We start from the raw sequence: 13505 nt of genomic DNA, 5'->3' as shown, positions 1-13505 counted from the left end.
TCTCAGGTGGGTTGGGTGAGTTTCGGGAATGGCCAGTCCTTTAGAACGACGTCCAAGACGAAGAGGTCCGATCGCCGCCGCATTGCTGGCGGTGGACGCGTGGATCGATTCCTCGCTCTACGAAATCGGCTTCAAGGCCGGCCAGTTCTGGGAATCGGCAACCATTTTTTCGCGGCGCTTCCGAGTCACCGGCTGGCGACGCGGCATCATCGAGGTGCTGAGCGAAGGTTTTACGATGGGCGCCGGCGGCGTCGTCGTGCTGCTCGCACTCGCGATGCCGGCCTTCCAGATCACCACCGGCGACTGGCGCAGTCAGGGCGATTTCGCCGTCACCTTCCTCGACCGCTACGGCAACGAGATTGGCCAGCGCGGCATCATCCAGCGCGATTCCGTGCCTGTCGACGAGATGCCGGACCATGTCATCAAAGCGGTGCTGGCGACCGAGGACCGGCGCTTCTTCGAGCACTACGGCATCGACGTGCTCGGCCTGTCGCGCGCCATCTTCGAGAATGTGCGGGCCAATTCCGTCGTCCAGGGCGGCTCCAGCATCACCCAGCAGCTGGCCAAGAACCTGTTCCTGTCGAATGAGCGTACCTTCCAGCGCAAGATCAAGGAAGCCTTCCTGTCGCTGTGGCTGGAGGCCAATCTGTCGAAGAAGGAGATCCTGCAGCTCTATCTCGACCGCGCCTATATGGGCGGCGGCACGTTCGGCATCGAGGCGGCGGCGGATTTCTATTTCGGCAAGAGCGTCAAGGATCTGAACCTCGCCGAGGCGGCGATGCTGGCCGGCCTGTTCAAGGCGCCGACCAAATACGCCCCGCACATCAACCTGCCCGCCGCCCGTGCTCGCGCCAATGTGGTGCTGTCGAACCTCGTCGATTCCGGTTTCATGACCGAAGGCCAGGTGCTGCAGGCAAGGCTGCATCCGGCCGAGATCGTCGACCGCGGCGAGCAGAAGAGCCCGGACTATTACCTCGACTGGGCCTTCGATGAGGTCAAGAAGATCGCCAAGCCCGGCCAGCATTCGCTGGTCGCCCACACCACTTTCGACGCCAACATCCAGAAAGCGGCGGAGGAATCCGTCGAATTCCATCTCCGCCAGTTCGGCAAGGAATACAACGTCACCGAGGGCGCCGTTGTAGTGATCGAGACCAATGGCGCGGTGCGGGCCATTGTCGGCGGCCGCGACTATGGCGCAAGCCAGTTCAACCGCGCCACCAAGGCGCTGCGCCAGACCGGCTCCTCGTTCAAACCTTACGTCTACGCCACCGCCATGGAGCACGGGTTCACCCCGGACTCCGTCGTCTCAGGCGGGCCGATCAGCTGGGGCGGCTGGTCACCGCACAATTACAATGGCGGCTCGGCCGGCAATGTGACGCTGATCACGGCGATCGCCAAATCGATCAACACCGTGCCGGTACGGCTGGCCAAGGACTATCTCGGCATCGGCCCGATCAAGGCGATGGCCGAATCATTCGGCGTGGAATCGCCGCTGGAGTCGCACAAGACCATGGTGCTCGGCACATCGGGCATGACGGTCATGGACCAGGCGACGGGCTACAGTGTGTTCGCGCAGAACGGCTTCGCCGGCTCGCGGCACGGCATCACCCAGCTCGTCACCCGCACCGGCGATGTCGTCTACGACTTTGCCAAGGATGCGCCGGCGCCGCATCGGGTTCTGTCGGAACAGGCTCTGAAATACATGAACACCATGCTGGCTGCGGTGCCGGCGATCGGCACCGCGCGGCGCGCGCAGCTGCCCAACATCGTCGTCGCCGGCAAGACGGGGACGACGCAATCCTACCGCGACGCCTGGTTCGTCGGCTTCACCGGCAATTACACCGCTGCCGTCTGGCTCGGCAATGACGACTTCACCCCGACCCGCAACATGACCGGAGGCACGCTGCCGGCGATGGTGTGGCAGCGGCTGATGGTCTACGCGCACCAGAATATCGACCTGAAGCCGATCCCCGGCCTCGACAAGCCCTTCGTCGACGAAGAGATCGCGGCCAAAGCCGAGGAAGCGGAGAAGAAAAACGCCGATCAGGCAGCCGCCGATGCCGCGGCCGAGCGCCCGGCGGTGCTGTCCAGCCGCACGACACAGACGCTGCGCGAGATGACCAAGGTGTTCCAGGCCGCGCCCGTGCTCGGCTCGCCGCAGACACCGGAGACCCTGTCGGCGCTTTGATTCCACAGCGCTGCTTGCTCTGTGGCCTGCCCCGCTATATCCCCGAACGATAATTCTCTCGTCCCGGTTCTTCATGCTCAAGACCGCCTTTTTCACGCTGCTTTCGCTTGCCATAGCCATCGGCCTCGGCGGCGGCAGCGTCTGGTATGCGCTGCAGGCGCAGAGCGGCGTCGGCGCGATCAGCATCGGCCAATGGACCGCCTTCCCCGAGATCGGCACGCAAGATGCCGACCCCTATTCGAAGGCGCGCGTGGCGCGCGAGGGCGTGCTGGCGCTCGGCAAGGCGGAAGGCTTGTCCTTCATCGCCGAACGCGATGCGGCCGGCGATGAGCTTCAGCGGCAATGCGACTACAGGATCGAAGGCAGTTTCCCGACCGCCCGGTTCTGGACGCTCTATGCCGCGGATCAATCGCTCGGCGTGGTCGACACCGGCAAGCCGAGGCTGGCGGCGCTGCAATCCTACCAGGTGCTGCGTCAGCCCGACAATTCGGTGATCATCGCCGTCGGCAACCGTCCGGCCCCCGGCAACTGGCTTCTGACCGAAGGTTTTGGCCGGATGTACTTCGTGCTCACCTTCTACGACACGCCGATTGCCTCAAGCACCGGCCTTTCCGACGTGTCGCTGCCCCGGATCGTCAAGGCTGGCTGCAATGCGTAGGTTGCTGCACGCCATCCTGCTCGGCCTGCTCGGCGCCGGCATCGTCCACATCGTGGTGCTTTTGCTGGTGCCGGAATTTACCGAGCGCGATGCCTGGTCACGGCTGGCGATGGCGTCCGACCTCTACAAGATGACCAGGCTGGATGCCGAGGCGGGCGGCGCGCCGGTGGTGAAGTCGGTAGATCCGCTGTTTTACGCCGCCGCCTGCCGCTTCGACCTTGCCGAAGGCGTGGTGCGGATCAAGGCGCCGGGCAGCGTGCCGTTCTGGTCGGTGTCGGTCTATGACCGCAACGGCCACAATTTCTATTCATTCAACGACCGCACGGCGACCGGCAACAAGCTGGACACCGTGGTGCTGACGCCGGCACAGATGATCGACGTGCGCAGGGAGCTTCCCGAAGACCTGCAAGGGGCGATCTTCGTCGAGGCGCCGATCGAGGAAGGCATCTTCGTCATCCGCGCCTTCGTGCCTGACGACAGCTGGAAGCCAGTTGTGTCGCAGTTCCTGGACCAGAGCTCCTGCGAACTGCAGGACTACTGACCTCACCCCGACGACCAGCAAATTCAGTGGTGCGGAACAGGCGTCCGTGGTGTGCCCGGCTGGTCCGCCGGTCGCGCCTGGCCCGCCAATGGCGGATGCTCGTAGCGGACGCCGGGAAAAATGATCACCGCCGCCGGCGTACCGGTGTCCTGAACTGCTCGATTGACTGGTGCCGATCGCGGCACGAAAGACAGTACCATGCCCATGGTTCGCGTATTCCTCTCGGTTGCCCCGGAGCACAACGCAACGCCTCCAAATGTGATTAAGGCCGGCAGAGGGTTAACGGAGCGCTAACGGATCGCGGCTAATTTGATGTTTGTTCCAGGCCTAGCGCGAAACCGACACAGTTGCGGTTGAGCATGGTCCGGGTTGTGTCGAGTGTCAGGCGTATCTTCCGTGTCAGCTTCGGATTTCAGGCAAATCGCCATACGGACGGAATCGGGAAAAGCCGAAAGGCTGTTTCGCGCCGCCGTGTCGGCGTTCTGCTCGCTGACCCGCCCGTCGCGCCGCGAGATCGCCCAGCTCGAGGATCTGACGCTGCCGCTGTTCGACAGCGTGCCGGTCGAATCGCGCCGCTATGTCGCCGCTGCCCTGTCCGAATGCGAATATGCGCCGGCCGCCCTGGTGCGGCGGCTTTGCGAGGAGCCGGTCGATGTCTGCGCGCCCTTGCTCGTCCGTTCGCGGGCGCTGGGCGACATCGACCTGATCGCGTTGATCGGCCGCCACGGCCTGCCGCATGCGCGCGCCATTGCCCGCCGCAAGGATTTGAACCCGACCATCGCGCAGTTGATCAAGGCGCTGGAAAAGCCGACCCTGGTGCGCGTGCGGCAGCCCGAGCCGATCGCCGACGTGGCGGGTGCCGACGCCGAAGCCGCTGCCGCCGCTCCCAGCGCACCAAAACTGCCCGGCAGCGCCGCCGAAACCGCCAGGCGCCGCCTGCGCTCGATGATGCTCGCCGGCGAGGCGACATCGGTCAATCCCTTCGTCGGCTTAGCAACTTACAGCAAGCTGCGCGAGACGGCGCTGACCGGCAACGCCGCCTTCTTCCAGACCGCGCTTGCCGACGCGCTCGACATCGACTTCTCCACGGCGCGGTCGCTGACCGAGCATTCGAGCTATGTCTCGTTGCTCGCCGCGCTGCGGGCGCTCGACCTCAGCGAGGACAGGGCATTTCTGATCGTGGTCGCGGTTTACCCCCGGGAGTTTCCGCACCCGCAGGCGATCCGCATCTTCCTCGACCGCTACCGGCTGCTGCACCACGAGGCGGCGCTCGACAAGGTACGCGGCTGGAAGGCCGAAACATTGTCGCGAGCGGTGCGCGGCAACACTCCTGTCGCCGCGAATGGCGACCAAGCGCCGGACGTCGACAAAGCCAGCCTAGGGGCCAGCCTCAAGGCGTCTTGACGGAGAGAAGCTCCTCGACGGAAACCGTTCCGGCCTCGATCTCGACCACCCAGATGTCGGGATCGAATTTTTTCTCCTGCTCAAGCCTGGCGTCAAGCACGGCGGCATCGTCGCCGGCGCCGAGCAGCGTGAAAAAGCGATCATCCGGTTTGTCCGAATCGTAGCTCGTCTGCGGCGCCGGGCCGAACAGGGAGACCTCGCCCAGCCTGCCGCGCGAGAGCACGAAGACAGCGCCGGCCTCGGTTGCGCCGCGCTTGACGACGGCCGCAAAGCCGCCGGCGCCGAAAACACGGCGCAGCAGGGCCGACACCCAAAACTCGGTGGTTACGCGCATGACGAGGCTCCGGAGGACATGCGCGGCGTCTTAGCCGGATTTTCGTCTATCCGCGAGCGGTCGTCTTGACCACTCAATTGGTCAGGCCGATCTCGCGCATCTTAACGTAGACGACCTCGTCGGGCTCGCCCGTTTCCGGCAGGCCGAATAGCGACTGGAATTCCTTGATCGCCGCCTTGGTGCGGGCGCCGACGACGCCGTCGAGCTGCATGTCGTCATTGCCGAATGCCTTCAGGCCGGCCTGGATCTTGACGATGCGGGCATCGGGCGCCTGGGCGGATACCGGCGCGGAAACCGGGATGGGCGCAGGCGCGGCCTCGGGCGCGGCAACTCGAGCGGCGGCCATATCCACGGGCCTCGGCACAGGATGCGGGATGCCAGCTGTTGTCTGCTTGGCGCCGAGCTGGTCGAGCAGGACGGCGTCGATCTCACCGGAGGCCGGCAGGCCAACTTTCTGCTGGTATGCCTGGATCGCCTTTTGGGTATTCGGCCCGGAAATGCCGTCGACCGTTCCCGTGTAGAAATCGAGATCCTTCAGGATGCCCTGGACCTGCTCGACGGTCGGATCGCTTTTGACCGGAGCCGGGCCGGGCCGCAGGATGTTGATGGTGGTTTCGGGTTCGTCCGCGCCGGGGTGCGGAAAACCCTCGATGCTGCGGGTGGCGAAGAAGGCGCCGGCATGCGGAAACGGCTGGTACCACAGCGCGTTGGCGGAAACGTAGAACAGCGTCACCAGGAAGGCGGTCGAGCCGCCGACCAGGACCGGATTGCGCGAGATCGCGCCGCCCAGCGCAATCGCGCCGGCCTCGAACGCGCCGCTGCGGCGCTTGACCGCCTTAGGCTGTTTTGCGGAGCGAGCCATTCCTGTCCCCTTTCGCGTCGCCTTTCGTCCTGGTCGCGGACATCGGCAGCACGCCGTTCCTGTCGGTCGCGCTCCTCTTCGGCCCGTTCACCGGCAGGCTGATCGTGACCGTCGTCCCCTCGCCCGGCATGCTTTCGATCGACATCGTGCCGTCGTGCAGCGCCACCAGGCCCTTGACCAGCGACAGGCCGAGCCCGGTGCCCTCGAAGCGGCGCGTATAGTCGTTCTGGATTTGCATGAACGGCTTGCCGAGATTGACAAAATCTTCCTCGGCGATGCCGATGCCGGTGTCCCTGACCCAGAAATGCAGCCGCGAGCCGATCCGCTTGGCGCCGACGATGATATCGCCGCCATCGGGCGTGAACTTGACCGCATTGGAGACGAGGTTGATCAGGATCTGCTGCACGGCACGACGGTCGGCATTGATCTCCCCGGCGTCCGGCGCAATCTGCGCCTGGAGATCGATGTTCTTGGCATTCGCCTGCAGCTGCATCATCGACTGGCACATCTCGACCGCTTCGATGAATCGGAACGGTTCGGGCTCGGTCGCGTAGGCGCCGGCCTCGATCCTCGAGACATCAAGGATGGAGGTGACGACGGCAAGCAGATGCTGGCCCGACTCCTTCACCAGGCCGACATACTCCTTCTGGCGCGGGTCCTTGAAGCCGCCGAACATCTCATGCAGCAGCATGTCGGAAAAACCGATGATGGCGTTGAGCGGCGTCCGAAGCTCATGGCTGACGACCGCCAGGAAGCGGCCCTTTGCCACCTCGGCCGACGCTGCGGCCTCATTGGCGGCAGCAAGCTCGTCGCGCAATTCGGCAGTCTCGTCGTTCTCGCGCAGCAGCAGAGTGAAGGTCTCCTGCTGCTCTTCGGCACGCATCAGTTCGAGCTGAAATGGCCGGTAATTGTCGGCCGTCGAGGCGCTGCCGTCCTGCGGCAGCCTTACCCGAAGATCGAGCCGGCGCGCCAGGGCGCCATCGCGCATGTCGGCAAGCGCGCTGAGATAAGCGACGCGATCGGACAGGTGGATGCGGTCGAACAGCCCGGCGCCGAAAAGCAGTTCCGGCGGCAGCTTCAGGATGGTGCGCGCCTTGGCTGAGGCATCCAGGACCTCGCCATGCCGGGCGACATGCAGGACAACGGCGTCGATCATGTCTTCAAGGCGGTCGTTTGGAAGCCGCGCGGGCTGCGCGCGTGCGGCATCGCCTAGGGCTGCGAGCCGGGGAACCAGCGTCAGGCCCCAGGCGAGCGGCAGCAGCCAGTGCCACGCCGCGACTTGCGCCCCTCCGAGCGGGACGACAGAGCCGACAAAGGGCTGCAGCAGCATTGCGGCCAAGGTTGAGAGGCCGCCCCAAAGTGCCGCGCGCTTTGAACCGCCGATCCACCAGGCCTCGAATGGCAGTGCCAGGGCCAGCAGCGCAACCGGCGACGCCAGGCCGCCTGCTGCCGCGACGGCGCCGGCAAGGGCAAGACCGCCGGCGGCAAGGGCAACCTGGGCTGCCAGCGTCATCTTACCCGACGCCGCCACCAGCAAGGCGGCGAACCAGCAAAGACCGAAGGCGGCGAAAATGGTTGCGACGGTGACGGCGGCGCCCATGCCCGAGGTGACCAGTGTCACCGCCGCACCGGCGGCGAAGAACGGAGCGGCAAGCATGATGCCGATGAACCGGCGCTGGCGCAGGCGATCGCCCTGGCCGATGATGGCCGGATGGACCATGCGTTCGCAACCGGCCGCCAGCGCGCCAGGCAGTTCAATATATCTGGCAGTTGTCAAACTCAACGCACTCGCACCCGGTCGTGACTGCCCCTGCTTTGCAGGTCGCTTTTGCTTGTTTGAAACTCGCATCCAGCGTTTAAGGAATGAATAAGGCTGACCGGAACAACGAGCGCGCTGCGGCAAAAATTGGAGCGCCGGCACCGGAATGCACCGCCATTTGTGGCCATAGTAAACGGAGCGTTATGTGCAAGGGCGTGCCCGTGGCTGCGAAACCCTGAGCCGGCATGCCTGCTCTTCTGAAGATATCCATGCGCAACAATCGCTTAGATGGTTACTGCAAGGTTAAGAAAATTGTCGGCATTTGAGGCTAATGCACTGCAAAACGCCTCGCTTCGAATTTGCCTAAAATTTGAGGAAAATTTTCGCTGAGCAGGAAAGCCGTCCTTTGCGCCTCATGTGCCATTGTGGCTGATATAAAGAGGTCATTGCGCATGGACGCATGATCCGGTCATTGGACGAGAGGGCAGATCGATGGGCTTTTTGATAAGAATGGCGTTCTGGTTTTCGCTGGTGTTGCTGGCGCTGCCGCTGACCGTCGGCCCCGACGAGGATGGCCGCGAGAGCGTCGGGCCGTTCCAGGCGCTTTTTGCGGCGCGCGAAGCGGTCGGCGACATCGCCGGCATTTGCGAGCGTAAGCCGGACGTCTGCGAAACCGGCAAGTCGGCGATGCATACGATCAGCGCCCGGGCCAAGGAAACCGCCAAGATCGCCGCCGCCATGCTGGACGACAAGAGCGCCGAGACCTCGCCCGATACATCGCTGGCCACCGGCAGCGTCGCCAAGGACATCGTGCTGCCGGCGACAGTCAACATACCTGCCAAGCTGGTGGCGAAGAACTAAACACCGTTTCAGCTGTATCTACAGCGACACCGCAGGCCGGTCGGACCTCTCGATGCCTGCGGTGCTTTTCTTCTTTTTCCGTGACGCCGCAGCCGCGGATGACTATATCCCGAGCAATGGCCACGACGATCCAGACGATCCGCGACGACTTCTCCCTGCTCGACGAGTGGGAAGACCGCTATCGCTATGTCATCGAGCTCGGCGAAGCGCTGCCGCCATTTCCCGACGCCGAACGCAACGCCGCCAACAAGGTGCCGGGCTGCGTCAGCCAGGTCTGGCTGACCACGAGCCGAGCGCCGGGCGCCGATCCGGTCATCACCTTCACAGGCGATTCAGACGCTCATATCGTGCGCGGTCTGGTCGCCATCATGCTCGCGCTGTTTTCGGGACGGACTGCCAGCCAGATCCTTGAAACGGACGCCGAGGCGACGCTGAGGTCGCTTGGCCTCGACGAACATCTGTCGCCGCAGCGGGCCAATGGCCTGCGCTCGATGGTCAAGCGCATCAAGCGCGACGCCGAGATGGCTCTCAAGCAGACTGCTTGATTGCTCTATCTTCTCTTCTTTCGACGCAATTCCAAGGGAAAGCGCTCGGCAGTTTTCCTGGAATTGTTCTAGAAACAAAAACGGCGCCGTAAGGGGCGCCGTTGATCTTGTCCATTGGAGCCGGTGTTACCGCCCCTTGCGCTTGCGGCCGAGGCCCATCTTCTTGGCCAGCTGCGAACGGGCAGCGGCATAGTTGGGGGCAACCATCGGATAGCTGGCGTCGAGATTCCACTTCTCGCGGTATTCATCGGGCGTCAGACCGTAATGGGTCATCAGGTGGCGCTTCAGCGACTTGAACTTCTTGCCATCTTCAAGGCAGACGATGTAATCGTCATGAACAGAGCGCTTCGGGTTTACCGCAGGCTTCTGCTTGTCGGCCGGAGGCTGTTCGCTTGCTCCGCCCACGCGCCCGAGAGCGGCATGGACATCAGCGATAAGGTTCGGCAATTCGCCGACCGGCACGGGATTGTTGCTGACATAGGCTGCCACCACATCGGCGGTCAGCTCGATCAGCGCATCGCTATTTCTGGAAGGTGTTTCGACGATATCCATGGTTTAGGCCCCAACGAAGGATGTTTCTGTTTGCGCCCTTTTTGGAAGATCGGGCATGGCGCGAATTTCACGCGGGAAGAGCTTCATGGATTCGCGTCCGGGCATCTTAATGAGCCCCCAGACAAAGTAAGTCAATTCGCATCTTGCGCTATATTCAACGATATTCATCGAATAGTCGCTCTTCAGCTTCAATCTTTCGTGCACTCTGTAACTTCGCGATATTTTCTGGTCGGACCAGGACTAGCATGACGTAAGGTCACGCCGTCGCTAAATCAGCAAGGACTCATAAAGTGGGCAGCGATGCTTGGTCTATGCTTCAAGATTTGGGCGGCTGATTGTCGGATTCGTACCAAACCGCAAGTTGCAAAGCGTTGGCGAAACACGCCGAAGAAGATCTTCGGTCTGACCGGATTCAATACGGCGTGAGGTATTTTCCATAGACCCAGCCACTAACAAAACCACCATTTTGCGCCGGGTCGTGCCAAACTTGACACCATTGATAGCGAATTGCCTGTTTCTGTTTCCAGTGCGGCTGGCCGGCGATCTCCAGAAGATTCAAGCCGCTGGTGCACTTGCCGGTCATCTGCAGGATCGTCCCGTTGGGATAGGCGGCCTGCTTCTGCGAGGTGCCGGACGGATATTTGCGAACGTTGAGCGTGTCGCCGAACGGCACGCCAGCCACTTGCCAAGCGGCGAACGCGGTTGCATGAGACTGGCCGGTGAAAGCCAGAACGGTCGAAGCGACGACGGCGAGAGCCGCAGCGGTGTTGATATGGAAATTCATCATCCTCTCCTTTTGGCTCATCTCCCGAGCCCGCCGCAACCAATACATCCCGGCCCTTGAACCCGCGCTGATCGGCGTGTTCATTTGCCATTCAAGTAATTTCTTCAGTGAGACGCAATGACCAAGACCTCAGCTTTTCCGACCGCCAGCCCGCCGAGCCCCGAGAAACACCCCGTCTTCGACACGCATCACGGCATTACCCGCACAGATGACTATGCCTGGCTGAGGGCCGAGAACTGGCAGGCGATGTTCAGGGACCCTTCCCTGCTTGAGGGCCGCATCCGCGCCCATCTCGAAGCCGAAAACGCCTATCAAGCAGTGCTTATGGCCGATACGCTAGAGCTTCGGAAGCAGCTGTTCGGCGAGATGAAGGGGCGCATCAAGGAAGATGATTCGACGGTGCCGATGAAGGATGGCCCCTATGCTTACGGCTCATCCTTCAAGCTTGGCGGCGAACAGCCCCGCTATTTCCGCATGCCGCGCGATGGCGGCGATGAGCAGATCCTGCTCGATGGCGACGCGGAAGCCGAGGGCAAGCCCTATTTCCGCCTCGGCGGCGTCGACCATTCGGCCGATCACCGCAAGCTGTTGTGGGCGTTCGACGACAAGGGCTCTGAATTCTTCACACTTCGCGTGCGCGATCTCACCAGCGGCAAGGAACTGAGCGACCAGATCGAGGCCACCAGTGGTGGCGGCGTCTGGAATGCCGCCGATGACGGCTTCTTCTACACAAGGCTCGACGACAATCATCGCCCGTCCAAGGTGCTGTACCACGCGCTCGGCGGCAGCCCCCTTAATGACCGGCTGATTTATGAGGAAACCGATCCCGGCTTCTTCATGGATGTCGGCGGCACGCGCTCCAACGAATGGATCATGATCGGGATCAACGATCACGAAACCTCGGAATATCACCTGATGCGCGCCGATGAGCCTTTCGCCGAGCCAAAGCTGGTGGCAAAGCGCGAGACTGGCCTGCAATATGATCTGGAAGAAGGCGGCGACATCTTCTTCGTCCTCACCAATGCCGACGGCGCCAAGGACTTCAAGATCATGACGGCGCCGGCTAATGACCCGGTTCGCGCCAATTGGGAAGAGCTGGTGGCGCACGAGCCAGGCCGGCTGATCCTGTCGGTGGTCGGCTTCAGGGATCATATGGTCAGGCTCGAACGCAAGGAAGGGCTGCCGCGCATCGTCGTGCGCGATCGCCGCAGCGGCGAGGAGCATCTGATCTCGTTCGACGAAGAGGCGTTCTCGCTCGGCCTGTCGGGGTCCTATGAATACGACACCGAGATCATGCGCTTCACCTATTCGTCGATGACGACCCCGGCGCAGGTCTTCGACTACAATATGCGCAGCCGCGAGCGTGTGCTGCTGAAGACCCAGGAAGTGCCGTCCGGTCACAATCCGGATCATTATGTCACGCGCCGGCTGATGGCGCCGGCCGCCGATGGCGAACTGGTGCCGGTCTCGCTCCTGCATCACCGCGACACGCCGCTCGATGGCTCCGCACCGTGCCTGCTTTACGGCTACGGCTCTTACGGCATTGCCATCCCGGCGGCGTTCAACACCAACTGGTTCTCGCTGGTCGACCGTGGCTTTGTCTTTGCCATCGCCCATGTCCGCGGCGGCAAGGACAAGGGCTATGGCTGGTATGACGACGGCAAGCGGGCGCACAAGATGAACACGTTCACCGATTTCATCGCCGTCGCGCAGCATCTCGTCGCCGAGCGTTACACCCAACACGACCGCATCGTCGCGCAAGGCGGCTCGGCCGGCGGCATGCTGATGGGTGCGATCGCCAACATGGCACCGCATAGTTTCGGCGCCATCGTTGCCGAGGTTCCCTTTGTCGACGTGCTGACCACGATGCTCGACGCAAGCTTGCCGCTGACGCCGCCGGAGTGGCCGGAATGGGGCAACCCGATCGCGTCGGCGGAAGATTATCAAACGATCGCCGCCTACTCGCCTTATGACAATGTCGCTGATCACGACTACCCGCCGATCCTGGCGCTGGCCGGCCTCACCGATCCGCGCGTCACCTATTGGGAGCCGGCCAAATGGGTGGCGCGGCTGCGCGAGCGCAAGAGCGGCGACAATCCGGTGCTGTTCAAGATCAACATGGATTCCGGCCATGCCGGCGCCTCCGGCCGCTTTTCAAGGCTGGAGGAGATCGCCTATACCTACTCCTTCGCGCTCAAGGTTACGGCCAAGCCCGAACCCGAGGTTACGGGCAAGGCTGAGAATGCAACGGAGGCGTCGCAATGATCGATCTATCCACCTTGACGGCTTACATAGCGGTTGTGCTTGGCTTTGTGTTTATTCCAGGCCCAGCCACGCTTTTGACGGTCGCGCGAGCGACGAGTTCCGGAACCAGGGTTGGCGTCGCGACGGGCGCGGGCGTCGCGGCTGGCGATGTGTTCCATACCATCATGGCGATGGTCGGCATTTCGGCGATCATCGCCACTTCGGCAACGCTGTTCAGCGTCGTAAAATACATCGGCGCGGCGTATCTCGTTTACCTCGGCATCCGCGCAATCATCGAGAGAATACCGGCCGACCCTACTGCCGGCGCACTCGCGATCTCCGCCAGCAAGGCGTTTCGTCAAGCTGTCCTGACCGAAGTGCTTAATCCAAAGACGGCGCTTTTCTTCCTCGCCTTCCTGCCCCAGTTCGTGCGGCCTGAAAACGGATCGGTGATGCTCCAGCTGATGACGCTGGGCATAATCTTTGTTCTGCTCGGCCTTTTCAGCACAGTCGTCTTTGCCGTGAGTGCGGGCCGGCTCGGCACGTTCCTGCGCCGCAATCCGTCGGTGGTGAAATGGCAAGGCAAGGTGGTTGGCGGCATCTACTGCGCGTTAGGCGTCCGTCTGGCCTTGCAGCAGCGCTGATGTCGATGCGAAAGGCGCGCCCGTCGAGGCGCGCCGATCGTCACTTTTTGAATTCCAGGCTGCTCATTTTCACTCGCATTTGCAATGGCTGCGCGCTACCCAATGCGCGCCACCTTCCAGACCATGACA

13 protein-coding genes are annotated in these 13505 nt (G+C 62.7%); 8 read left to right on the top strand and 5 right to left on the bottom strand.

The genetic code is table 11. The annotated features are described in order from the left end of the window. Positions 1-28 precede the first annotated feature (28 nt). The 4 genes from NKJ80_RS04050 to NKJ80_RS04035 all read left to right on the top strand — a co-directional run bounded on the left by NKJ80_RS04050 (position 29) and on the right by NKJ80_RS04035 (position 4791). Entirely contained in the window at positions 29-2188 is a 2160-nt protein-coding gene (locus tag NKJ80_RS04050; RefSeq protein WP_023684539.1) for a transglycosylase domain-containing protein, read from the top strand. A gap of 73 nt (positions 2189-2261) precedes the next feature. Continuing rightward, positions 2262-2846, top strand: a complete 585-nt coding sequence (locus tag NKJ80_RS04045; RefSeq protein WP_023670163.1) for a DUF1214 domain-containing protein — start codon at positions 2262-2264, stop codon at positions 2844-2846. Then, positions 2839-3387, top strand: coding sequence for a DUF1254 domain-containing protein (locus NKJ80_RS04040; protein WP_023735535.1), 549 nt, complete (start codon positions 2839-2841; stop codon positions 3385-3387). Before NKJ80_RS04045 ends, NKJ80_RS04040 begins: the two co-directional genes overlap by 8 nt. A gap of 396 nt (positions 3388-3783) precedes the next feature. Beyond that, entirely contained in the window at positions 3784-4791 is a 1008-nt protein-coding gene (locus tag NKJ80_RS04035) for a hypothetical protein (RefSeq protein WP_352497119.1), read from the top strand. Here the strand turns inward: NKJ80_RS04035 and NKJ80_RS04030 are convergent. The 3 genes from NKJ80_RS04030 to NKJ80_RS04020 form a co-directional block, all read right to left on the bottom strand. Then, positions 4778-5125: a DUF1491 family protein gene (locus NKJ80_RS04030; RefSeq protein ID WP_352497118.1), complete on the bottom strand. Its 348-nt coding sequence runs from the start codon at positions 5123-5125 to the stop codon at positions 4778-4780. The two genes, NKJ80_RS04035 and NKJ80_RS04030, sit on opposite strands and share 14 nt — an antisense overlap. 73 nt (positions 5126-5198) lie before the next feature. Further along, positions 5199-5987 carry a peptidoglycan-binding domain-containing protein gene (locus NKJ80_RS04025; protein ID WP_023670159.1) on the bottom strand — a complete coding sequence of 263 codons (789 nt, stop codon included), beginning with the start codon at positions 5985-5987 and terminating at the stop codon, positions 5199-5201. Further along, the gene (locus NKJ80_RS04020; RefSeq protein WP_352497339.1) at positions 5962-7707 is read right to left on the bottom strand and encodes a sensor histidine kinase; all 1746 of its coding nucleotides are present in this window, start codon (positions 7705-7707) and stop codon (positions 5962-5964) included. Before NKJ80_RS04020 ends, NKJ80_RS04025 begins: the two co-directional genes overlap by 26 nt. A 531-nt stretch (positions 7708-8238) precedes the next feature. Between NKJ80_RS04020 and NKJ80_RS04015 the strand changes: the two genes are divergently transcribed. After that, positions 8239-8607 (top strand): DUF5330 domain-containing protein, encoded by a 369-nt coding sequence (locus NKJ80_RS04015; protein WP_023684546.1) that lies wholly within the window; start codon positions 8239-8241, stop codon positions 8605-8607. 116 nt (positions 8608-8723) lie between these two features. Then, positions 8724-9152 (top strand): SufE family protein, encoded by a 429-nt coding sequence (locus NKJ80_RS04010; RefSeq protein WP_023684547.1) that lies wholly within the window; start codon positions 8724-8726, stop codon positions 9150-9152. A gap of 126 nt (positions 9153-9278) precedes the next feature. Here the strand turns inward: NKJ80_RS04010 and NKJ80_RS04005 are convergent, their stop codons facing one another. Further along, positions 9279-9704, bottom strand: a complete 426-nt coding sequence (locus tag NKJ80_RS04005) for a Ros/MucR family transcriptional regulator (protein ID WP_023673680.1) — start codon at positions 9702-9704, stop codon at positions 9279-9281. Between the two features lie 412 nt (positions 9705-10116). Next, positions 10117-10491 carry an SH3 domain-containing protein gene (locus NKJ80_RS04000; RefSeq protein ID WP_023684548.1) on the bottom strand — a complete coding sequence of 125 codons (375 nt, stop codon included), beginning with the start codon at positions 10489-10491 and terminating at the stop codon, positions 10117-10119. A gap of 114 nt (positions 10492-10605) precedes the next feature. On the opposite strand from NKJ80_RS04000, the gene NKJ80_RS03995 reads away from it, so the two are divergent. After that, positions 10606-12753, top strand: a complete 2148-nt coding sequence (locus NKJ80_RS03995; protein ID WP_023692797.1) for a S9 family peptidase — start codon at positions 10606-10608, stop codon at positions 12751-12753. After that, positions 12750-13376, top strand: a complete 627-nt coding sequence (locus NKJ80_RS03990; protein ID WP_023692796.1) for a LysE family translocator — start codon at positions 12750-12752, stop codon at positions 13374-13376. Before NKJ80_RS03995 ends, NKJ80_RS03990 begins: the two co-directional genes overlap by 4 nt. Positions 13377-13505 lie beyond the last annotated feature (129 nt).

Origin of the sequence: Mesorhizobium sp. M0030 (genome assembly GCF_040323695.1) — a bacterium.
Classification (GTDB): domain Bacteria; phylum Pseudomonadota; class Alphaproteobacteria; order Rhizobiales; family Rhizobiaceae; genus Mesorhizobium.
Note: the sequence above shows the minus strand (reverse complement) of the source record. Positions and strands in the feature narration are given on the sequence as shown.

Coding starts and splice junctions, on each gene's coding strand:
- NKJ80_RS04015 (WP_023684546.1), top strand. CDS start 8,239: ATGGGCTTTTTGATAAGAATGGCGTTCTGGTTTTCGCTGGTGTTGCTG.
- NKJ80_RS04010 (WP_023684547.1), top strand. CDS start 8,724: ATGGCCACGACGATCCAGACGATCCGCGACGACTTCTCCCTGCTCGAC.
- NKJ80_RS03990 (WP_023692796.1), top strand. CDS start 12,750: ATGATCGATCTATCCACCTTGACGGCTTACATAGCGGTTGTGCTTGGC.
- NKJ80_RS04020 (WP_352497339.1), bottom strand. CDS start 7,707: ATGGTCCATCCGGCCATCATCGGCCAGGGCGATCGCCTGCGCCAGCGC.
- NKJ80_RS04050 (WP_023684539.1), top strand. CDS start 29: ATGGCCAGTCCTTTAGAACGACGTCCAAGACGAAGAGGTCCGATCGCC.
- NKJ80_RS04025 (WP_023670159.1), bottom strand. CDS start 5,987: ATGGCTCGCTCCGCAAAACAGCCTAAGGCGGTCAAGCGCCGCAGCGGC.
- NKJ80_RS04000 (WP_023684548.1), bottom strand. CDS start 10,491: ATGATGAATTTCCATATCAACACCGCTGCGGCTCTCGCCGTCGTCGCT.
- NKJ80_RS04045 (WP_023670163.1), top strand. CDS start 2,262: ATGCTCAAGACCGCCTTTTTCACGCTGCTTTCGCTTGCCATAGCCATC.
- NKJ80_RS04030 (WP_352497118.1), bottom strand. CDS start 5,125: ATGCGCGTAACCACCGAGTTTTGGGTGTCGGCCCTGCTGCGCCGTGTT.
- NKJ80_RS03995 (WP_023692797.1), top strand. CDS start 10,606: ATGACCAAGACCTCAGCTTTTCCGACCGCCAGCCCGCCGAGCCCCGAG.
- NKJ80_RS04005 (WP_023673680.1), bottom strand. CDS start 9,704: ATGGATATCGTCGAAACACCTTCCAGAAATAGCGATGCGCTGATCGAG.
- NKJ80_RS04040 (WP_023735535.1), top strand. CDS start 2,839: ATGCGTAGGTTGCTGCACGCCATCCTGCTCGGCCTGCTCGGCGCCGGC.